The 19,695-nt window shown below is 70.6% G+C and carries 16 protein-coding genes; 8 read left to right on the top strand and 8 right to left on the bottom strand.

From position 1 onward, the window contains the following. Positions 1-82: 82 nt before the first annotated feature. Entirely contained in the window at positions 83-1,822 is a 1,740-nt protein-coding gene (locus ASE01_RS09400) for a helicase (RefSeq protein ID WP_056749898.1), read from the top strand. Continuing rightward, complete coding sequence (locus ASE01_RS09395; protein ID WP_056749896.1) at positions 1,819-2,112, top strand: DUF1294 domain-containing protein; 294 nt, start codon at positions 1,819-1,821, stop codon at positions 2,110-2,112. Before ASE01_RS09400 ends, ASE01_RS09395 begins: the two co-directional genes overlap by 4 nt. Before the next feature lie 19 nt (positions 2,113-2,131). On the opposite strand, the gene ASE01_RS09390 is transcribed toward ASE01_RS09395, so the two are convergent. Continuing rightward, positions 2,132-2,683 (bottom strand): hypothetical protein, encoded by a 552-nt coding sequence (locus tag ASE01_RS09390; protein WP_157537214.1) that lies wholly within the window; start codon positions 2,681-2,683, stop codon positions 2,132-2,134. Between the two features lie 92 nt (positions 2,684-2,775). Between ASE01_RS09390 and ASE01_RS09385 the strand changes: the two genes are divergently transcribed. Further along, the gene (locus ASE01_RS09385) at positions 2,776-3,654 is read left to right on the top strand and encodes a hypothetical protein (RefSeq protein ID WP_056749893.1); all 879 of its coding nucleotides are present in this window, start codon (positions 2,776-2,778) and stop codon (positions 3,652-3,654) included. Positions 3,655-3,696: 42 nt separating this feature from the next. Continuing rightward, positions 3,697-4,731, top strand: coding sequence for a CPCC family cysteine-rich protein (locus ASE01_RS24960; RefSeq protein ID WP_056749891.1), 1,035 nt, complete (start codon positions 3,697-3,699; stop codon positions 4,729-4,731). Positions 4,732-4,747: 16 nt separating this feature from the next. Here ASE01_RS24960 and ASE01_RS09375 read toward each other — a convergent pair whose 3' ends face one another. Beyond that, positions 4,748-5,185 (bottom strand): VOC family protein, encoded by a 438-nt coding sequence (locus ASE01_RS09375; RefSeq protein ID WP_056749889.1) that lies wholly within the window; start codon positions 5,183-5,185, stop codon positions 4,748-4,750. A gap of 42 nt (positions 5,186-5,227) precedes the next feature. Continuing rightward, positions 5,228-8,743 (bottom strand): ATP-binding cassette domain-containing protein, encoded by a 3,516-nt coding sequence (locus ASE01_RS09370; protein ID WP_235535930.1) that lies wholly within the window; start codon positions 8,741-8,743, stop codon positions 5,228-5,230. A gap of 182 nt (positions 8,744-8,925) precedes the next feature. Here ASE01_RS09370 and ASE01_RS09365 point away from each other — a divergent pair, with 182 nt between their 5' ends. Together ASE01_RS09365 and ASE01_RS09360 are read left to right on the top strand one after the other, a co-directional pair. Continuing rightward, complete coding sequence (locus tag ASE01_RS09365; RefSeq protein ID WP_056749886.1) at positions 8,926-10,272, top strand: hemolysin family protein; 1,347 nt, start codon at positions 8,926-8,928, stop codon at positions 10,270-10,272. Then, positions 10,272-11,282 carry a CNNM domain-containing protein gene (locus tag ASE01_RS09360; protein ID WP_056749884.1) on the top strand — a complete coding sequence of 337 codons (1,011 nt, stop codon included), beginning with the start codon at positions 10,272-10,274 and terminating at the stop codon, positions 11,280-11,282. Before ASE01_RS09365 ends, ASE01_RS09360 begins: the two co-directional genes overlap by 1 nt. A 50-nt stretch (positions 11,283-11,332) precedes the next feature. Here the strand turns inward: ASE01_RS09360 and ASE01_RS09355 are convergent, their stop codons facing one another. Next, positions 11,333-13,522, bottom strand: a complete 2,190-nt coding sequence (locus ASE01_RS09355; protein ID WP_056749882.1) for an NADP-dependent isocitrate dehydrogenase — start codon at positions 13,520-13,522, stop codon at positions 11,333-11,335. A 156-nt stretch (positions 13,523-13,678) separates the two neighbouring features. Between ASE01_RS09355 and ASE01_RS09350 the strand changes: the two genes are divergently transcribed. Continuing rightward, complete coding sequence (locus tag ASE01_RS09350; protein ID WP_082605929.1) at positions 13,679-14,716, top strand: aquaporin; 1,038 nt, start codon at positions 13,679-13,681, stop codon at positions 14,714-14,716. Positions 14,717-14,737: 21 nt separating this feature from the next. On the opposite strand, the gene ASE01_RS09345 is transcribed toward ASE01_RS09350, so the two are convergent. Then, positions 14,738-15,409, bottom strand: coding sequence for a hypothetical protein (locus tag ASE01_RS09345; RefSeq protein ID WP_056749878.1), 672 nt, complete (start codon positions 15,407-15,409; stop codon positions 14,738-14,740). A 95-nt stretch (positions 15,410-15,504) separates the two neighbouring features. Between ASE01_RS09345 and ASE01_RS09340 the strand changes: the two genes are divergently transcribed. Next, entirely contained in the window at positions 15,505-16,491 is a 987-nt protein-coding gene (locus ASE01_RS09340) for a malate dehydrogenase (protein ID WP_056749877.1), read from the top strand. Positions 16,492-16,664: 173 nt separating this feature from the next. Here ASE01_RS09340 and ASE01_RS25255 read toward each other — a convergent pair whose 3' ends face one another. From ASE01_RS25255 to purH, 3 genes are all read right to left on the bottom strand, one after another. Further along, positions 16,665-16,895 carry a DUF3017 domain-containing protein gene (locus ASE01_RS25255; RefSeq protein WP_268788667.1) on the bottom strand — a complete coding sequence of 77 codons (231 nt, stop codon included), beginning with the start codon at positions 16,893-16,895 and terminating at the stop codon, positions 16,665-16,667. A gap of 104 nt (positions 16,896-16,999) precedes the next feature. Next, entirely contained in the window at positions 17,000-17,875 is an 876-nt protein-coding gene (locus ASE01_RS09335; RefSeq protein ID WP_056749876.1) for a bifunctional methylenetetrahydrofolate dehydrogenase/methenyltetrahydrofolate cyclohydrolase, read from the bottom strand. 148 nt (positions 17,876-18,023) lie between these two features. Further along, a complete protein-coding gene (purH, locus tag ASE01_RS09330; protein WP_056749875.1) occupies positions 18,024-19,619 on the bottom strand; it encodes a bifunctional phosphoribosylaminoimidazolecarboxamide formyltransferase/IMP cyclohydrolase in 1,596 nt (531 codons plus the stop codon). Between the last annotated feature and the right edge of the window lie 76 nt (positions 19,620-19,695).

The following is a 19,695-nucleotide window of genomic DNA, read 5'->3' as shown; positions in this document are numbered from 1 at the left end:
GCTGCGGTCAGACTCACGGATGCTCCAGTGAGCATGGGCGAGCCGGTCCGGCTCGACGCGATCGCCCCGATAGCGTCCGAGGGTGGCCAGTTCTCGCCGATCCGGTGCTCGTCGACGCGGTGCGCCCTCGCGGCGTACCGGTGCGGGGGCGTCGCAGCGGCCGTTGCCCACCGCCGGGCCGGGCGAGCGACTCTGGGTCCTCGACGTCCCGTACGGAACCCAGGTCGAGGGCGCCACCTGGCACCCGGCAGTGAAGACCCACCTGTTCGTCGGCCGCGCGCTGCCGAGCCACCTCGCGCCGTACTCCCCCGGTCCGTACACGCTCGGCCGGTTCATCGAGAACACCCTCAACCCCGACAGCCCCACGCCCAGTCCGGAGGCGACCGCTGGGCTGGAGCCGCGCAGGATCCAGTACGAGGCGGCTGACGCGATCGCGGCGCGTGCCGAGGCGGGTGGACGGCAGTTCCTGCTGGCCGACGAGCCCGGCGTGGGCAAGACGATCTCGGCGGTCCTCGGGGCGACGGCGGTGGGTGACCTCCGTGGTGCGGAGCGGGTGCTGGTGGTCGCAGACCGGCCGGCCGCGATCACGATCGGGCACTGGTGCCGCACGATCACGGCGCTGGGCGACGGCGGGCTGGAGTGGGTCGTGATCACCTGGGACCGGCTGGAGAAGGTCAAGGACCACACCTGGGACGTGATCATCGCGGACGAGGCCCACGCGCTGCGTCGTACGACGACGAAGCGGTGGAAGCACTGGGCGCGGATCTCGGGGCACGGGAAGCCCCACGACACGGCGCCGTTCGTCATCGCGACGACCGCGACGCCGGGCCACACGCCGTTGGAGCTGCCGTACCTCGCCCCTGCCTACGCGCAGGTGCTCAGGGAGCCGATGCGAGAGTGGACCTCGGCGACTCAACCCGCGGTCACGTTCGCCAACGCACTCGAACGTCACGGCGTCGAGGTGGAGCGGGGACGGTACGGCGCTACGTGGACCACCGATCCGGCACGACGTGCGGCCGACCTCAAGCTGGTGCGTGGATGGCTCGAGGACGAGCGGCCGCCCGCGATGCTGCACCGGGCAGCGCCGTGGGGGCCGGTGCCGATCTCAGGCATGCCGGTACGGCTCACGCCGGCCGAGCGCGCGGCGTACGAGGCCGAGTGGGGCGAATTCTGCCGGGAGATGGACATCGCCCGGCGCGGGCGCAACGTCGCAAAGGGGCGGGCGGCGCTGCTGCGCTTCCGGCAGAAGGCCGGGTTGATCCGGGTCGACTCCACGGTTGCGTGGATCGCCCAGCAGGTCGAGGCCGAGCGACAGGTGGCGTGCTCGGTCGAGTTCGTCGGGACCGCTGCGGATCCGATCGCCGAGCGGCTGCGTGACTCCGGCATCGACGTCGCCACGATCTATGGCCGCGAGCGGTTCGACCCCGAGGCCGAACGCCTCCGGTTCCAGACCGGGCAGGCCAAGGTCTGCGTGTTCACCACCGTCGCCTCGATCAGCCTGCACGCCGGCGAGACCCTCGCCGACGGCCGGCAGGCGAGCACCGAGCCACGGGTCGGCGTCTTCCACCAGGCCCGCTTCTCCGGGATCGCCGGACGCCAGGTCACCGGCCGCACCCACCGCGACCACCAGGTCTCGCCCTGGCACATCGCCTACGCCGAGGGCACCGTCGAGGAGCAGGTCGGCAAGGTCATGGTCGAGCGGATCGCCGCAGCTTCCGACACGGTCGGGAGCGACACCGCCGGACTCGCCGATCTCGCCGAGCTCCTGGGTGCGGACTGGCTGCCCGCGACGAGCCTGACCTCGTCAGGAGAAGGCGAATGACTGACCTGCCGCTGACCCTTGCGGCGGCGTACGGCGTGCTCAGCGTGGTCACGTTCGCGACGTACGGCGCCGACAAGTCCGCCGCCGTCAACGGCAGGTGGCGCACGTCCGAGTCCACGCTGCACCTGCTCGCCCTCGTGGGCGGCTGGCCGGGTGCGTTGGCCGGGCAGAAGGTGTTTCGCCACAAGACCAGGAAGCAGCCGTTCCGCACGATCTTCTGGCTGACGGTGGTCGCCAACTGCGCTGTGCTCGGTTGGTTCCTGCTGGCCTCACCAGTGACCTTGCCCTGAGCCGCACCGCCCAGCCGCGTCACACCGGCGAAGGCAACCCGAAGCGGGCCAACGAATCGATGTAGCGCCCACCGACCGTGATGCTCGAGATCTGCTCGTACCTCCACCGGTCGTCCTCGAGGGCCCAGGTCCCGTTGGGACGGATGAAACGGTGTCGGACACGTTTCTTGCCTGCCTTCACCAAGGTCCCGATCATCAGCTGCTCCTCCCCCTCGTCGCCGAGAGCGAAGGCAGAGAGCGGATGGAGTTCGGCCGCGGCCATGATCAGGTCGCGTGCCGTTACGTCGTCGGAACAGGTGAACGTGGCAACGGGGGTGCCCAGTCCCTGCAGCCCCCGTTGAACGTACTCGTCGTGACCATGGCGAACCATGTCGACGTCACGAGTCCTCATCATGACCAGACCGTCCAGATGCACGCCGTCGTCGACGACGTGCATCACGAACCAGTCCTGGGTGAGGGCGATGAGAATGCCGTCGGTGGAGGTCGAGTCGTACTCATCACGCCAGACGCGCACCACCCGTCCGGACTCGAGCGCCTCGCCGAGGCGGCGGCGGACCTTGCTGTGCTTCACCTGCCGAAGCATCCACAACTGCGCCGTGTCACTCAAGCGCATTACGGCTGCGGCGGGCGTGGGGACGGCAGGCTGGTGCCAGACTCGTCGTCATGACCAGCGACGCGGCGCGCACTCCCCCGGCCTTCGACGAACTCGTCGAGCTGCTGATCGCAGGCAACGACCCAACGGTCGGCTACAGCGGAGTCTTCACAGAGAAGCAGGACGGCCAGGTCATCCGGCGTCGCCGGGTGTGGCGCCTGCGGCACATGGCGCGAGTGGAGGAACCGCCCGGCCACACGACGATCCTCGCGGGCGAACACACCTTCTGGCAGGCGGCAGACGACTTCGTCGAGGAGCTGTGGGAACTTCGCGAAGATGATTCCGGCGACCTGACGGATCTACGGCTCTACGACCCTCGCAAGTACTGGACCGGATGGCTGACATCCGATCGGCAGGCCGTGGTGACCAGCCTGCGAGCGACCGAGTTCGAGGGGCGGCCTGCGTGGCAGTTCACCGCCCCCGAGACAAAGGGGCGCCGCGCGGTGGTGACGGTCGATGCCGAACTCGGTGTCCCTCTCACGATCTCGGTCGACGACACAGCCCTGACCTGGAGCGAGCTGAGGATCGAAAGCGACCTGGGACCGGCGTTCTTCGAGCCTCGACACCGCACGCCGTTGAACCCGCCTGACCCCGAGCCAGATCCCACGTTGATCGAACGTCTTCAGTGGGAGAGTCGATTCCTCGATGCCGTCCTACGCGCCACCGATGACTGGCAGGTGGTCAGTGAGCTGGTGCTGTCTGCCGAGGAGATCGAATCCGCACGAGCGGCTGTCGCGGCCCATCTCGGAGTGGACAAGCAGTTGGCGAGCGCGGTGCTCGACGTCCAACTTCGCCGTCTCACGACCCTCGATCGTCAACGGATCAGGGAGCAGCGACGAGACGTCGACCATCAGCTACGCGTCGAGCAGGATGCTGAACGAAGCACGTGAAACTGAGGAGCGCTTTCGACTCCCCTGGCAGAGAATGTGCCCGTGAACAGCTTCCCCTGTCCCTGCTGCGGTCACCTGACCCTCGACAGCGGTCCCGGCGACTACGAGCTCTGCCCGGTCTGCCGCTGGGAGGACGACGGTGGCCAGCTCCGCTATCCGATGCACCCGGACGGCGCCAACGGGATCAGCCTGATGGAGGCACAGCGAGCCTTTGCCACGCAGGGCGCGAAGCACAAGCAGGCCCGACGCAGGGCCCGGCGTCCACGCAGTGACGAGCCGCTCGACGAGGGTTGGCGGCCGTTCGACCCCGAGCTGGACTGGAGCAACCCCGTCCTCGACGGTGACCAGTGGCCCGTCAACCACGAGGCGCTCTACTACTGGCGGGCGACTTACTGGAACGGCGACCAGCACAAGCTCCCGCGCCCACCTGCCGAGCCCACCGATGCGGACCGGTTCCTCGAGACCTTGCGACACGTCCCGGAGTTGAGGCAGGTGATCGCCGAGTCGGAGCGGCGGTGGGGCGTCACCCATCCCTTCGACGTCTGCAGCGCTGCGGCCGAGGTCGCCGCCCAGGCATACCGGGAGGGCGATGAGGAGGCCGGCCTGCGGATCGTGGAGGCGATGCTGCCCGCGCTCGACGAGGGCTCAGCGACGTACGCCCCGAACTGTGTGGTGATCGCCTTCCTCGAGGACGAGGTCTGGCACGAGGCATGGGTGCAGCAGTACGTCGACCGCTGGCCCCCGGAGATCAGGGACGACCTCCGCGAGCAGCAGACGCACGTCGAGCAGCACACGGTGACTCAGGAACGGAAGTGGGAGGACCTCCAGGAGCTGTTCCGGTCGGGCCGCGGCCAACCCGTCGAGACCGTCGTCGACCGGCTGCGCGCAACCACAGGCAACTCACACGACGACCCCCGCTCGGAGCTGGGACAGCAGGTGGTTGCCCGCTTCATCAGCAACCCGTGGTGGGTGTACCGCCACCCGATCGACTCGCTGACGCTCGCCTGGCGCTCTCGTGCACTGGAGCACCCGCTGCGGACCCTGAAGCACATCAACCGCCCCCGCATCTCGGGCTGAGCGGCAAGGGTCCCGCTCAGCCCTGCCGCAAGTCCTGCGCCAGCATCACGATGATCCCGCTCGGCCCCCGTACGTACGTCAGCCGGTAGATGTCCTCATAGGTCCCCACGCCCCGGAGCGGATGGCACCCGTGCCGGGCGGCGATCTCCAGTGCGGCGTCGAGGTCGTCGACAGAGAACGCGACGCGGTGCATGCCGATCTCGTTCGGCAGGGTGGGCTCGGTCTCGATCGCATCGGGGTGGATGTACTCGAACAGCTCCAGCCGGCCGAGGCCGTCGGGGGTCTGGAGCATCGCGATCTTGGCGTGGTTGCCGTCGAGTCCGACCGCGGTGTCGGTCCACTCACCGCTGACGGTGTCGCGACCGAGCACGGTCAGGCCGAGGTCGGTGAAGAAGGCGATCGTCGCGTCCAGGTCGCGGACGGCGATGGCGACGTTCTCGAGCTTGATGGCCATGTCGGCACCGTACCCATTCCCAGCAGGTGCAGGCAGCAGCCGTCACCCGGCGAGGTGACCCCACTCGCCCGCCAGCTCGGTCCACGGCCCCACGGCCGCCAGCTCCCCGTCGACGAGTACGACGACGCGGTCGGCCTGTGCGAGCGCTGCCCTCTTGGAGGTGGCTCCGATGACCGTCGCCTGACGCTCGCGCAGCGCGACCCACAGCTCGATCTCGGTGGCGGCGTCGAGCGCGCTCGACACGTCGTCGGCGAGCAACAGCTCGGCGTCGGTGGCCAGTGCGCGGGCGAGCGCGAGCCGCTGGACCTGGCCGCCGGAGAGGCGGACGCCTCGGTGGCCGACCAGGGAGTCGGGACCGCCGGCGTCGGCGACGTCCTCGACGAGGCGGGCGTCGGCGATCGGGCGATCGACGTCGCGCAGGTGGCCGAGCCGGACGTTGTCGGAGAAGGTGCCCGACAGCACCCGCGGGACCTGGGCGACGTGGCCGACCTGGCCGGGGCGCAGGAAGGCCTCCGCGTCGCGCACCTCGGTGTCGTTCCACGCCAAGGAGCCGGTGTGGTCGATGAGTCCGGCGAGGGAGGCCAGCAGGCTGGACTTGCCCGAGCCGACCTGCCCGACGAGGAGGATCAGCTCGCCGCGCGCCACGGTGAGGTCGACACCGGCGACGCCGATCGTGCCGTCGTCGTGCACGGCCGTGAAGTCGGAGAGGCGCAGGTGCTCGAGGCGGACGCGGTCGGGTTGCGCGGGCACGGGCGCGACACCCGTGACGAGGTCGATCCCCGCGGGGAGCTCGACCAGGTCCGCTCCCCCGGCGAACCGCGACGTCGCCCGCTGCCAGGCCCGGACGCCGGGCGCCTCTGTGACGACGGCCCCGGCCACGCGGCCGAACCAGTCGAAGCCGTTGACCGCGGTGGCCACCAGGAGCGCGGTCGCCAGGCCCCACACGTCCCACAGGTAGAACGCCCAGGCCGACACGACGCCGACCTGCACCATCACCATCGGGACGCCGTCCAGCACGGCCTGCACGCGGTGCTCGAACACGGCCGCCTCCACGCGGCCACCGTCGACCTTGCGCAGGTGCTCGTGGACCTGCGGCGTACGACCGGCGAGCTTGACCGTGCGCGCCGACTCCACCGCCGACACCAGCGCGCGACCGAACCCCGCGCGGGCGGCGGAGGAACGCGCAGCCGAGCGTCCCGCGATCGGGCGTCCGATCGAGGAGGCGAGCGCGCTCGAGCCCATCACCACGAGCAGTACGGCGCCCGCGAGCCACGACCCGGCGACGAGCATCGTGAACAGCGCGATGAGCAGGCCGTTGATGAAGTCGATCCAGCGGTCGGAGTAGCGGGCGTAGCGGTCCGCGTCCATCGACCGGGCCACGACTTCGCCCGGCGGAGTCCGAGGCAGCCGACGGCCGTCGATCTGGCCCAGCAGCACCGACATCCGCACCCGGAGCATCACCTCGATCCACCAGCGCGGGTAGCGACGGATCGCGTCACCGAGCAGGATCGGCGCCGCCAGCAGCAGCACGGCCAGCACGCCGGTCAGCATCCCGACCGACTCACCTGCCTGCAGCCGGGCCACGACGTGACCCCAGACGAAGCCCGTCAGCGCACCGAGGGGCGCGAAGATGCTCGCCGCCAGGAAGAGTACGACGGAGTAGAGGCCCCACCACGGCCGAACCCGCATCGCGTGCCACGTGCCGCGCGCCAGCGAGGGTCCCGAGCCGACCTCGGGCCGTTCGGGAGGAACCCCGCTGCGACGACGTCCCCCGACGGGGTCGGAGGCTGCGGCCTCGCTCGCGTCCGACGAGTCCTGATCAGCGTGCTGGGCCCCGCTCGCGGCGACGAGTCGCCGGAACGGTCCCTCTTCCAACGCCAGGTTCGTACGCAGGCCCTGCTGGATCACCCGGCCGTGGTCGAGGACGGCGACCATCTCGGCGCGCTCGATCGTGCTCAGCCGGTGGGCGACAAGCACGCCGGTGCGGCCGTTGATCAGCCGGTCGGCCGCGGCGACGACGCGGCTCTCGGTGACCGGGTCCATCCGCGCGGTCGCCTCGTCGAGGACGACCACCTGGACGTGCCGGACCAGCAGTCGCGCGAAGGCGACCAGCTGCTCCTCGCCGGCCGACAGCGTCGTGCCTCCCGGACCGAGCAGCGTCTCGAGGCCGTCGGGCAGGCCGTCGACCCAGTCGGTCAGGCCGAGCTCCGCGATCGCCTCCTCGATCTCCACCCGCGGCACGTCCGCGAAGAGAGCGATGTTCTCGGCCAGGGTGCCGGCGAGGATCTCGGTGCGTTGGGTGACGACGCCGACGCGGCGACGCAGCTCGTGCAGGTCGAGGGTGGTGATGTCGGCCCCGCCGAGGAAGATCGTGCCGGGGGGCGGCTCGACGGCGCGCGACAGCAGGGACGCGAGCGTCGACTTGCCGGAGCCCGTCCGGCCGACCAGCGCGATGGTGTGACCGGCTTCGACGTACAGCTCGACGTCGTTCAGCGCGAAGGAGCCCTCGGCGTAGGCGAAGTCGAGGTGCCGGATCCGCAGGTCGAGCGCACCGGCCGGGACCGCTTCGCCGCCCTCGGGCTCGGCCTCGACGGCGAGCAGCTGCCGCAGTCGCAGCACCGCGCCGAGGCCGGCCTGGATGTCGGGGAGCTGGTGGGCGAGCTGGTTGATCTGGCCGACGAAGATCGTCGTCACCAGGAAGAGGGTCACCAGCCGGGCGACCTCGAGGTTGCCGTTGCTCGCGAGCAGCACCCCGGCGACCGCGACCGCGATGAGCAGGCCGTGGAGCACGAGCCCCACCTGCACGGCGATTCGGCCCTCGAGGACCACCACGGCACGGAACCGCTCGTGGATCACCGCGGACAGCGTCGCGAGGCGTTGTACGGCGAACGCCTGGCCCAGGCTCGTGCGCAGGTCGTCGCGGCCGGCGATGCCCTCCTCCAGCGCGGCGGCGTGGTCGGTCCAGGCCATCTCCTCGATCACCTTGAGGCGCGAGATCTCCACCAGGGCGGGGCGCATCACCCACACGGTCACGAAGCCGACCACCGGGAACAGCAGGAACGCCGGCCACCAGGTGAAGCCGGCGACCAGCCACATCGGGATCGCGCCGAAGCCGGTCCGCATCGCCATCCAGATCTGCTGGCGCAGCAGCGTGCCGACCTCGTGGGTGTCGTCGTCGACCCGGTCCAGGACCTCACCGACGGCCTGCTCGGTCAGGTGCTCCAGAGGCTGCTGGAGGGCGGCGCTGAGCAGGTCGCCGCGCAGTCGGCCCTCCGCCCGGTCGACCACACCGGCCCACACGACCCGGCCGGTGGTGTCGAGGGCGGCGGCACCGACCACGCACAGCGCGAGCCAGAGGACCAGGTCGGTGCGGGGGTGGTCGGCGATCCGGCCGGCGAGGACCGTCCCGAGCGCCGTGCCCAGCGAGGAGATGGCGACCGCGATCACCGCGAAGCGGGAGACCCGGCCCTTGAGGCGGCGCCAGTCGACCAGGCGAGTCGGGTCGGCAACGACGAGGGTGGCAGCAGGCGCGGGGGCCTTGCTCAACGTCGTCGTCACTGGATCGAGAATAGATGGCGTCACCGACATCCGCCTCCGAGTTTCTTCCGCCGTCGAGACCACCCGCGAGGAAATGGTCCGGATCGGAACCCCAGCGCCTTCTCGTCCGTTCAACTCGACATCATGCGCAAGAAGAAACGCCGAAGACCCCCCGTTCCTCTCCCCCACCCGGAGCGCGCCCGATGACCGCGCTGCTCTCCCTCCTCCTGGGCCTGCTCGTGGTCCTCGCGATCACCGCGGCCACGGGCTACTTCGTCGCCCAGGAGTTCGCCTTCATGGCGGTCGACCGGTCCCGGCTCCGGGCCCGCGCCGCCGCCGGTGACGCCCGCGCCGAGCGCGCCCTCGAGGTCACTCGCCGCACCTCGTTCATGCTCTCCGGTGCCCAGCTCGGCATCACGGTCACCGGCCTGCTGGTGGGGTACGTCGCAGAGCCGCTCATCGGCGACTCCCTCGGCACCCTGCTCGGCGGGGTCGGCATCCCGACCGCCGTCGGCGTCGCGGTCGGCACCGTGCTGGCGCTCGCTTTCTCCACGATCGTGCAGATGCTGTTCGGCGAGCTGTTCCCCAAGAACCTCGCCATCGCGCGACCGGAGCCGGTCGCCGACCGGCTGGCCCGCTCGACCCTCGGCTACCTGCGGGTGACCGGGCCGCTCATCTGGATCTTCGACCAGTCCTCGAACCTGCTGCTGCGGGCGATCCGGATCGAGCCGGTCCACGACGTGGAGCACTCCGCGACGGTCCGCGACCTCGAGCACATCGTGGCGGACTCGCGCGACACCGGTGACCTGCCTGCCGAGCTGTCCCTGCTGCTCGACCGGGTGCTGGACTTCCCGACCCGCGACGTCGAGCACGCGATGGTGCCGCGCACCCGCGTCGACGTCGTCACGACCGACACCACGGTCGGCGAGGTACGCCGGCTGATGGCGGCCGGGCACTCGCGCTACCCCGTCGTCGACGGCGACTCCGCCGTCGTCGGCATGGTGCACCTGGGTGACGTGCTGGGCGCCGCGCCGACCGCGACCCTCGCGGAGCTGACCCGGCCCGCTCTCGTCGTACCCACCCGGATGGCGCTGCCCGACGCCCTCGACGAGCTCAGCCGGACGAGCAACGAGCTGGCGGCCGTGGTCGACGAGCACGGCGGCTTCGTCGGCGTGCTCACCCTCGAGGACCTCGCCGAGGAGCTCGTCGGCGAGCTCACCGACGAGCACGACGAGGACACGCCCGTGGCCGTCGACGACGCCGCCGGCTCCTGGCTGGTGCCGGGCGAGCTGCCCGTCGACGAGGTCGAGCGCACCATCGGCCAGGACCTGCCCGAGGGCGACTACCAGACCCTCGCCGGACTGGTCATCGCCGAGCACGGTCGACTGCCCGCACCGTGCACCGTCATCACCGTGCGCCTGCCCGACGACCCGGGCGACCTCGTCCACGACGAGGACCCTGCTCCGCGCCATGCGCGGATGGAGGTCGTCGAGGTCGAACAGCACGTGCCGACGTCGATCCGGATCACGCTCGGGGAGGAGGAGTCCTGATGGAGAACCCAGTCGTGGTGGCCGTGGTCACCACCGTCATCATCGTCGCCAGCGCCTTCTTCGTGGCCGTCGAGTTCGCACTCATCGCGGCCCGTCGGCACCGCCTCGAGGACGCTGCGGCCTCCAGCCGTTCGGCCCGCGCGGCACTGCGCAGCTCCTCCGAGCTCAGCGTCCTGCTCGCGGGCTCGCAGCTCGGCATCACGGTCTGCGTGCTCGCACTCGGCGCGATCACCAAGCCGGCCGTGCACCACTGGCTCACGCCTGCCTTCGAGACGTGGGGCGCGCCGTTCTGGGCCGCCGACGTCGCGGGCTTCGTGCTAGCGCTCACCGTGGTGACGTTCCTGCACCTCGTGGTCGGCGAGATGGCCCCGAAGTCATGGGCGATCGCGCACCCCGAAAGGTCCGCGACCATGCTGGCGATCCCGATGCGCGGCTTCATGTGGCTCACCCGGCCGCTGCTGCGGGCGCTCAATGACACCGCCAACTGGTGCCTGCGTCGGGTCGGGGTCACCCCGGTCGACGAGGTCGCGTCCGGCCAGGACCCTGCTGGCCTGCGTCAGCTGATCGAGCACTCCACCAGCGTGGGCGCGCTCGACGCGTCGTACTCCGCGCACCTCTCGGGTGCCCTGGAGCTCGAGACCCTCGCGCTGGGCGACCTGGTGCGTCCCGAGCTCCCGACCTGTGTGCCCGTGGGTGCCAGGGTCGCCGACGTGCAGGCAGCCAGCCAGCACTCGGGCCACCTGCGCATCCTCGTCGGCGACGCCGATCACGCGGTCGGTGTCGTGCACGTGCGCGACACCCTCGAGCGCGAGGCCGACGCACCCATCGAGTCCCTGACGCGGCCACCGCTGCGGCTGCCGGCGGACACGAAGGTGTACGCCGCGCTCGCGCGGATGCGGGAGTCGAGCAGCCAGCTGGCCATCGTCACCGAGCCCGGTGACGACAGTCGGATGGCCGGACTGGTCACGGTCTCCGACCTGCTCCAGCGGCTGGTGGCGCCTGCCCGATGAGATGACGAGAGGCCCCGGGATGCGTCGCATCCCGGGGCCTCTCGGTTCGATCAGAAGGCGGCGAGCACCTCGTTGAACGTCACGCTCGGACGCATGACGGCCGAGGTGAGCTCGGCGTCGGGGCGGTAGTAGCCGCCGATGTCCGCCGGCTTGCCCTGAGCAGCGATGAGCTCACCGGCGATCTTGTCCTCGTTGGACCGCAGGGTCTCGGCGAGCCGGGTGAACGCGGTCGCGAGGTCGGCGTCCTCGGTCTGCTTGGCCAGCTCCTCGGCCCAGTAGAGCGCGAGGTAGAAGTGCGAGCCGCGGTTGTCGGTCGTGCCGAGCTTGCGGCCCGGCGAGCGGTCCTCGTCGAGGAACGTGCCCGTGGCCCGGTCGAGGGCATCGGCCAGGATCTGTGCCGCCGGGGCGTCGGCCTGCTCGGCGTACTTCTCCAGCGACGGCACGAGCGCGAAGAACTCGCCCAGGCTGTCCCAGCGCAGGTAGTTCTCCTCCACGAGCTGCTGGACGTGCTTGGGGGCCGAGCCGCCCGCACCCGTCTCGAACAGTCCGCCACCGGCGATCAGCGGGACGACGGAGAGCATCTTCGCCGACGTGCCGAGCTCGAGGATCGGGAACAGGTCGGTGTTGTAGTCACGCAGCACGTTGCCGGTCACCGAGATGGTGTCCTCGCCCTTGCGCAGGCGCTCGAGGGAGTACGCCGTCGCGAGCTCCGGGCTCAGCACCCGGATCTCGAGGCCGTCGGTGTCGTGCTCGGGCAGGTAGGTGTCGATCTTCTTGATGAGCTCGGCGTCGTGGGCGCGCGACTCGTTGAGCCAGAAGATCGCGGGGGTCGCGGAGGCACGGGCCCGGGTGACGGCCAGCTTGATCCAGTCCTGGACGGGAATGTCCTTGGTCTGGCAGGCACGCCAGATGTCACCGGCCTCGACGTCGTGCTCGATCAGCACGTCGCCGTTGGAGGACACGACGCGGATGGTGCCGGCCTCGGCGATCTCGAAGGTCTTGTCGTGCGAGCCGTACTCCTCGGCCGCCTGGGCCATCAGGCCGACGTTGGGGACGGTGCCGATGGTGGCCGGGTCGAGCGCGCCGTGGGCCTTCACGTCGTCGAAGACGGCCTTGTAGACGCCGGCGTAGGAGGAGTCCGGGATGACCGCGAGGGTGTCGTCCTCGCCGCCGTCGACGCCCCACAGCTTGCCGCCGTTGCGGATCAGGGCCGGGATCGAGGCGTCGATGATGACGTCGCTCGGGACGTGCAGGTTGGTGATGCCCTTGTCGGAGTTGACGTAGGACAGGCGGGGGCCGGCGGCCAAAGCGGCGTCGAAGGCCGCCTTGATCTCCGCGCCGTTCGGCAGCGCGTCCAGGCCGGACAGGATGGCACCGAGTCCGTCGTTGGCCGAGAGGCCCGCAGCGGTCAGGTCGTCGCCGTACTGCGCGAAGACGTCGGCGAAGTAGGCCTTCACCACGTGGCCGAAGATGATCGGGTCGGAGACCTTCATCATCGTGGCCTTGAGGTGCACCGAGAACAGCACGTCGTCGGCCTTGGCCTTCGCCAGCGCGTTGCGCAGGAACGAGTGCAGGTGGGCCACCGACAGCTTGGTCGCGTCGACGATCTCGCCGGACAGGACCTTCAGGCCGTCCTTGAGGACGATGCTCTCGCCCGCAGCGGTCTCGAGCACGATCGACAGGGTGTCGTCGCCGGCGAGGGTCACGGACTTCTCGTTGCTGGCGAAGTCGTGGTCGGCCATGGTGGCGACGTCGGTCTTCGAGCCCTCACCGAACGGCTTGTTGGTGTGCGGGTGCTTCTTCGCGTAGGCCTTCACCGAGCCCGGCGCGCGCCGGTCGGAGTTGCCCTCGCGCAGGACCGGGTTCACCGCGGAGCCCTTGATCTTGTCGAACTTGGCGCGGATCTCGCGCTGCTCGTCGGTCGACGGCGCCTCGGGGTAGTCCGGGACGTCGAAGCCCTGCGCCTGCAGCTCCTTGATCGCGGCCTTGAGCTGCGGGATCGAGGCGGAGATGTTGGGGAGCTTGATGATGTTCGCCTCGGGCGTCTTCGCGAGCTCACCGAGCTCGCTCAGCGCGTCGTCGGCCAGGCCGAACTGCGCGAGGATGCGCGCCGCGACGGAGATGTCCCGCGTCTCGAACGCGACGCCGGCCTTGGCCGCGAAGGCCTCGACGATCGGCAGGAAGGAGTACGTCGCGAGCAGCGGCGCCTCGTCGGTGTGGGTGTAGATGATGCTCGACATGTCCGGGCGTCGCTCCTGGGGCCGTTGGTGGGATTCTTGACGTCAAGATACCTGATCGTCAGAACGGGGTCCGCTTCGCCGCCCACACTAGTGACTAGTCTGATTCGTGTAACCCGGCTGGTTTATCGGGAGCCGTACCGAGGAGAGAGAACAGACATGACTCAAGAACCAGTGGTCGACCAGACCACCGACACGCCCCCCACCACCGTCCAGAAGCTCCTCGCCGAGCTGCTCGGAACCTTCGTCCTGGTCTTCATCGGCTGCGGGACCGCCGTGATCAGTGGCGGTGACCTGGTCGCGACCGGGCTCTCCTTCGGCATCGCGATCGTGATCATGGTCTACTCGTTCGGCCGCATCTCCGGTGGTCACTTCAACCCGGCCGTCTCGGTCGGTGCCGCGCTCGCGGGCCGCATCTCGTGGAAGGACGCCGGTCTCTACTCGGCCGTCCAGACCCTCGGCGCGCTCATCGGTGGCTTCGTCCTGGCGATCACCCTGCTCGCCAGCGACGCCCCGTGGGAGTTCGGTGACCCGCTCGGCAGCAACGGCTTCGGCGAGCTCGGCGCAGCCGACTGGGCCGGCGCGCTGATCATCGAGGTCGTCCTGACCTTCATCTTCCTGCTCGTGATCCTCTCGGTCACCGACGACCGCAACCGCGCGATCGCCGCGCAGGCCCCGCTGGCCATCGGCCTGGCCCTGGCCGCCATCCACTTCGTCGGGATCGGCGCGACCGGCACCTCGGTCAACCCGGCCCGCTCGATCGGTGTCGCGTTCTACTCCGGCGGCGACGCGATCCAGGACCTCTGGCTGTTCATCATCGCCCCGCTCGTCGGAGCCGTGATCGCCGGACTGATCTACCCGCTCACCTTCGGACGCGACAAGGACCCGGTCCCCGGATCCGGCCTCAACTTCGGCAGCGGCGGCTCGTCCGACCCGGGCTTCACCCAGCAGTGGAACCAGGGCTACGGCCAGCCGGGCTTCGGCCAGCAGCAGCCGCACCAGGACTTCGGTCAGCAGCCGCCCGCGCAGGAGCAGCCGATCATCCAGGACGGTTGGCAGTGGGACCCCGCCACCCAGCAGTGGATCCCGGCTCAGCAGCAGCCCGTCGCGCCCGACGCTGGTCAGCCCGGCCAGCAGGCCGGTGGCTGGGCGCCGCCCGCCGGCGACCAGACCCAGGTCCGTCCTCCGGGCCAGTAGTCAGCAGCAGTTGATCCGACCTCAGCGGGGCTCGTCGAAGGCGACGAGCCCCGTTGCGTCTGTCCGGACCAGTCCCACACCGCGGGCGTAGACGTCCTCGCGGAGCAGGGATCCGTCCGTCACGGCCAGCTCCACCGTGTCGTCGTACGACGCCAGCGGGACCTCGATCGTCCCCCCGACCTCCTCGACGGTGGCGGTCGAGCGGGTCAGCCCCGGCGCGAACGCCAGCCGGAAGCCGTCCCCGGCGCGCGGTCGTGCGGGCATGACCAGCCCGGCCTCCGCGCCGCTCGTGCCAGCGGCCCACTCCCCCTCGCGCCCGAACCACCACACGTTGCCGTCGAGGTCCTGTGCGAAGTGGTCGCGGGTGCTCGTGCCGTCGACGTCGGTCCACACGCGCGTCGTGGTGGCGATGCCTGCCACCTCGGGCCCGGGAACCGCCTCGACGACGACCTGGGTCGCGGGCGTGGTCACGTCGTCGTCGTACACCCATCGGGTGCCGGGGAGCAGCGGGAACCACGGGTTGTCGACCTCGGCCACGAAGTCGGCGACCTCGGGGTCCGGGGTGGGGATCACCAGGCCGTCGACACCGCCGGGCGGGCTGGGCTCCGACGCGGACCCGCAGCCGGCGAGGCCGGCCGATCCGAGAAACAGGACCGCGGCACTCAGCGCCACCCTTCGGCCGGAGGTCGTCATGGCGCCATCGTCTCGCATCCTTGCCCGCCTCCCGCGCGCGGGCCGGGCGCTGCTAGCGTCGCAACGAGTCCCACGCAACCCTTCAAGGAGTCCCTGTGAGCACCACCCCGCTCAAGGTGGCCGTGACCGGCGCCGCCGGCCAGATCGGCTACAGCCTGCTCTTCCGCATCGCCAGCGGTGCCATCGCCGGCGACCGTCCCATCGAGCTCCGCCTGCTCGAGATCGAGCCGGCCCTCAAGGCCCTCGAGGGCGTCGTCATGGAGCTCGACGACTGCGCGTTCCCGAACCTCGCCGGCGTCGTGATCGGCTCCGACCCGGAGCAGGTCTTCGACGGCGTCAACCTGGCCCTGCTCGTCGGCGCCCGCCCCCGCGGCCCCGGCATGGAGCGCGGCGACCTGCTCTCCGCCAACGGCGCGATCTTCACCGCCCAGGGCAAGGCCCTCAACAAGGTCGCTGCTGACGACGTCCGCATCGGTGTCACCGGCAACCCGGCCAACACCAACGCGCTCATCGCCGCCACCAATGCGCCCGACATCCCCAACGAGCGGTTCTCGGCACTGACCCGCCTCGACCACAACCGGGCGATCTCGCAGCTGGCGAACAAGACCGGCTCGGCCGTGACCGACATCAAGAAGATCACGATCTGGGGCAACCACTCGGCCACCCAGTACCCCGACATCTTCCACGCGGAGATCGCCGGCAAGAACGCCGCCGAGGTCGTCAACGACCAGGCCTGGATCGCCGACACCTTCATCCCGACCGTCGCCAAGCGCGGCGCCGCGATCATCGACGCCCGGGGCGCCTCCTCGGCCGCCTCCGCCGCGTCCGCGACCTGCGACGCCGCCCGCGACTGGCTCAACGGCAGCCCCGCTGGCGACTGGGTCTCCATGGCGGTCGTCTCCGACGGCTCCTACGGCGTTCCGGAGGGCCTCGTGTCCTCCTTCCCGGTCACCACGTCGAACGGCGACTGGAGCATCGTCCAGGGCCTCGAGATCGACGAGTTCTCGCGCACCCGGATCGACGCCTCCGTCGCCGAGCTGGCTGACGAGAAGGCTGCGGTCACCGAGCTCGGTCTCATCTGAGACGAGCAGCAGGGCGCGAGGAACGAGCGCACTGCGTCGCTCGGCCAGGTTGAGCAAGCCCCGCGACCGCGCTTGCGCGGTCGTGACGGGCGCGTCGAAACCCAGCCGCTTGCGAACACGAATCACCACGAAGGGTCGGTGCCTGCGGCGCCGGCCCTTCGTCGTACCCCTGGTCAGACGGGCTGGTCGGGAATGGTGGCCGCGAGGACGAACAGCGTGCCACCGATCAGTACCAGGATCGCGACGTCGAGGAACCGGTTGCGTACGGCGAGCATGCCGGCGTCGCGGTCGCGGAGCACCAGCCGCAGGAACGCCGCGAACCCCAGCGCCCCGGACACGATCCGGATGCCGGCGCGCCAGTCCGAGGCGGCCGCGACGATCAGCCCGGTGAGGGTGATGAGCAGGATCAGGATGTAGCAGGCGCCGCCGATGGTCGAGGGGTAGCGCCGGGCACCGGTGTCGGCGTCCGCCGACTCACCGGCGTCCGCGGACCCCTGCTGCTCGTCGTTCAGCGCGCTGCCCTTCCACCGTCACGCTCGGCCTGCTTCTCGGCCATCGTGACCACGTTGGCGAGCAGCATCGCGCGGGTCATCGGGCCGACCCCGCCCGGGTTGGGCGAGACGAAGCCTGCGACGTCCCAGACGTCGTCGGCCACGTCGCCGGCGATCTTGCCGTCGACCCGGCTGACGCCGACGTCGAGGACAGCCGCGCCGGGCTTGACCATGTCAGCGGTGATGATGCCGGGCACACCGGCAGCAGCGACCACGATGTCGGCCTTGCGCACGTGCATCGCCAGGTCGACCGTGCCGGTGTGGCACAGCGTCACCGTGGCGTTCTCGGAGCGGCGCGTCAGCAGCAGTCCGAGCGGGCGACCGACCGTGATCCCGCGACCGACCACGACCACCTCGGCGCCCGCGATCGGGACGTCGTGGCGGCGCAACAGCTCGACGATGCCGTACGGCGTGCACGGCAGCGGCGCCTCGTTGCCGAGCACCAGCCAGCCCAGGTTGGTGGGGTGCAGGCCGTCGGCGTCCTTGTCGGGGTCGATCAGGCCGAGCACGCGGTTCTCGTCACGGCCGCGCGGCAGCGGGAGCTGCACGATGTAGCCGGTGCAGGCGGGATCGGCGTTGAGGCCGGCGACGGCCTCCTCGATCTCGGCCTGGGTGGCGACCTCGGGCAGGTCGACGCGGATCGAGGAGATGCCGACCTCGGCGCAGTCCTTGTGCTTGCCGTTGACGTACCAGCGCGAGCCGGGGTCGTCGCCGACCAGCACGGTGCCGAGGCCGGGCGTGATGCCCTGCTCCTTCAGCGCCGCGACCCGGACCCGGAGTTCGTCCTTGATGGCCGCCGCGGTCGCGGATCCGTCGAGCTTCTGTGCAGTCACGGAGTCATCCTGTCATCTGGTCGTCTGCTCGTCTGGGCGGCCGTCGTTGCTCCAGCCGCTCGGTGTCTCGATACGCGCTGCGCGACCTCGTCCCTCGGTCGCGGCGCTACTCGACCCTTCCACTGGACGCGTCCGCTGGCGCGTCCGCTCAGTGGAAGAAGTGGCGGGTGCCGGTGAAGTACATCGTCACGCCGGCCGCCGCGCACGCTGCGATGGTCTCCTCGTCGCGGACCGAACCACCCGGCTGCACGATCGCCTTCACACCGGCATCGATCAGGATCTGCGGACCGTCGGCGAACGGGAAGAAGGCGTCCGAGGCGGCGACCGCACCGCGGGCCCGCTCCTTGCCCTCGACGAGGCCGTTGGCGCGCTCGACCGCGAGCTTGCACGAGTCGACACGGTTGACCTGGCCCATGCCGATGCCGACGGCGCCGCCGCCGTCGGCGAGCAGGATCGCGTTGGACTTCGCAGCTCGGACCGAGCGCCACGCGAAGGCGAGGTCGGCGAGCGTCTGCTCGTCGGCGGCCTCGCCGGTGGCCAGCGTCCAGTGGGCCGGGTCGTCGCCGTCGGCCTGGAACTGGTCGACGACCTGCATCAGCAGTCCGCCGCTGATCGGGCGGGTCTCGACGCCACCGGCCCGGAGCGGCTCGGCAACCAGGATCCGGATGTTCTTCTTGGCCTGCAGGACCTCGACGGCGCCGTCCTCGTAGGCCGGGGCGACGATGACCTCGGTGAAGATCTCGGCGACCTGCTCGGCCATCTGCTTCGAGACCGGGACGTTGGTGGCGATCACGCCACCGAACGCGGAGACCGGGTCGCACTCGTGGGCCCGGCGGTGCGCCTCGGCCACGTCCGCGCCGACGGCGATGCCGCACGGGTTGGCGTGCTTGATGATCGCGACCGTGGGCGCGTCGCCGTGGTCGTACGCCGCGCGGCGGGCCGCGTCGGTGTCGACGTAGTTGTTGTAGGACATCTCCTTGCCATGGAGCTGCTCGGCGGCCGCGAGGCCACCGGGGCCGAAGCCTGAGCGGTAGAGCGCGGCGGGCTGGTGCGGGTTCTCGCCGTAGCGGAGCACAGCGGACTTGTCGTAGGTGCCGCCGACCCAGGCCGGGAAGCCGGAGCCCTCGGTGCTGTCGGTGAGGACGCTGCCCATCCACGAGGCGACCTGGACGTCGTAGGTCGCCGTGTGGACGAACGCCTTGGCGGCCAGCGCCTTGCGGGCGTCGTGGGTGAAGCCCTCGCCCTGGGCGGCCGTCAGAGCGGCGGCGTAGTCGGCGCCGTCGGTGACGATCGCGACCGACGGGTGGTTCTTGGCCGCGGCGCGGACCATCGAGGGGCCGCCGATGTCGATCTTCTCGATGCAGTCGTCGACGCCGGCGCCGGAGGCGACGGTCGCGGCGAAGGGGTACAGGTTGACCACGACGAGGTCGAACGGCTCGACCTCCAGCTCCTCGAGCTGGGCGACGTGCTCGGGCAGGCGGCGGTCGGCGAGGATCCCGGCGTGCACGCGCGGGTGCAGCGTCTTGACGCGGCCGTCGAGGCACTCGGGGAAGCCGGTCAGGTCCTCGACCTTGGTGACCGGCAGGCCGAGGGACTCGATCAGGGCCGCGGAGCCGCCGGTGGACACGAGCTCGACGCCGGCCTCGGAGAGACCCTTGACCAGGTCCTCGAGTCCGGTCTTGTCGAACACGGAGACGAGTGCGCGCTTGATCTTGATCTGGTCGGTCACGGAGGGGCTCCTCATCGGTCGGTCATGTCGATGAGGGCACCCAGGCGATCGATGCCGACTCGTCACTCCCTGGTGGTTGCCCACCTGCGCC

Origin of the sequence: Nocardioides sp. Root190 (genome assembly GCF_001428565.1) — a bacterium.
Lineage (GTDB): Bacteria > Actinomycetota > Actinomycetes > Propionibacteriales > Nocardioidaceae > Nocardioides.
This window is presented reverse-complemented; position numbering and strand designations above follow the sequence as displayed.

Coding starts and splice junctions, on each gene's coding strand:
- ASE01_RS09350 (WP_082605929.1), top strand. CDS start 13,679: ATGACTCAAGAACCAGTGGTCGACCAGACCACCGACACGCCCCCCACC.
- ASE01_RS09365 (WP_056749886.1), top strand. CDS start 8,926: ATGACCGCGCTGCTCTCCCTCCTCCTGGGCCTGCTCGTGGTCCTCGCG.
- ASE01_RS09360 (WP_056749884.1), top strand. CDS start 10,272: ATGGAGAACCCAGTCGTGGTGGCCGTGGTCACCACCGTCATCATCGTC.
- ASE01_RS09355 (WP_056749882.1), bottom strand. CDS start 13,522: ATGTCGAGCATCATCTACACCCACACCGACGAGGCGCCGCTGCTCGCG.
- ASE01_RS09375 (WP_056749889.1), bottom strand. CDS start 5,185: ATGGCCATCAAGCTCGAGAACGTCGCCATCGCCGTCCGCGACCTGGAC.
- purH (WP_056749875.1), bottom strand. CDS start 19,619: ATGAGGAGCCCCTCCGTGACCGACCAGATCAAGATCAAGCGCGCACTC.
- ASE01_RS09385 (WP_056749893.1), top strand. CDS start 2,776: ATGACCAGCGACGCGGCGCGCACTCCCCCGGCCTTCGACGAACTCGTC.
- ASE01_RS09345 (WP_056749878.1), bottom strand. CDS start 15,409: ATGACGACCTCCGGCCGAAGGGTGGCGCTGAGTGCCGCGGTCCTGTTT.
- ASE01_RS09395 (WP_056749896.1), top strand. CDS start 1,819: ATGACTGACCTGCCGCTGACCCTTGCGGCGGCGTACGGCGTGCTCAGC.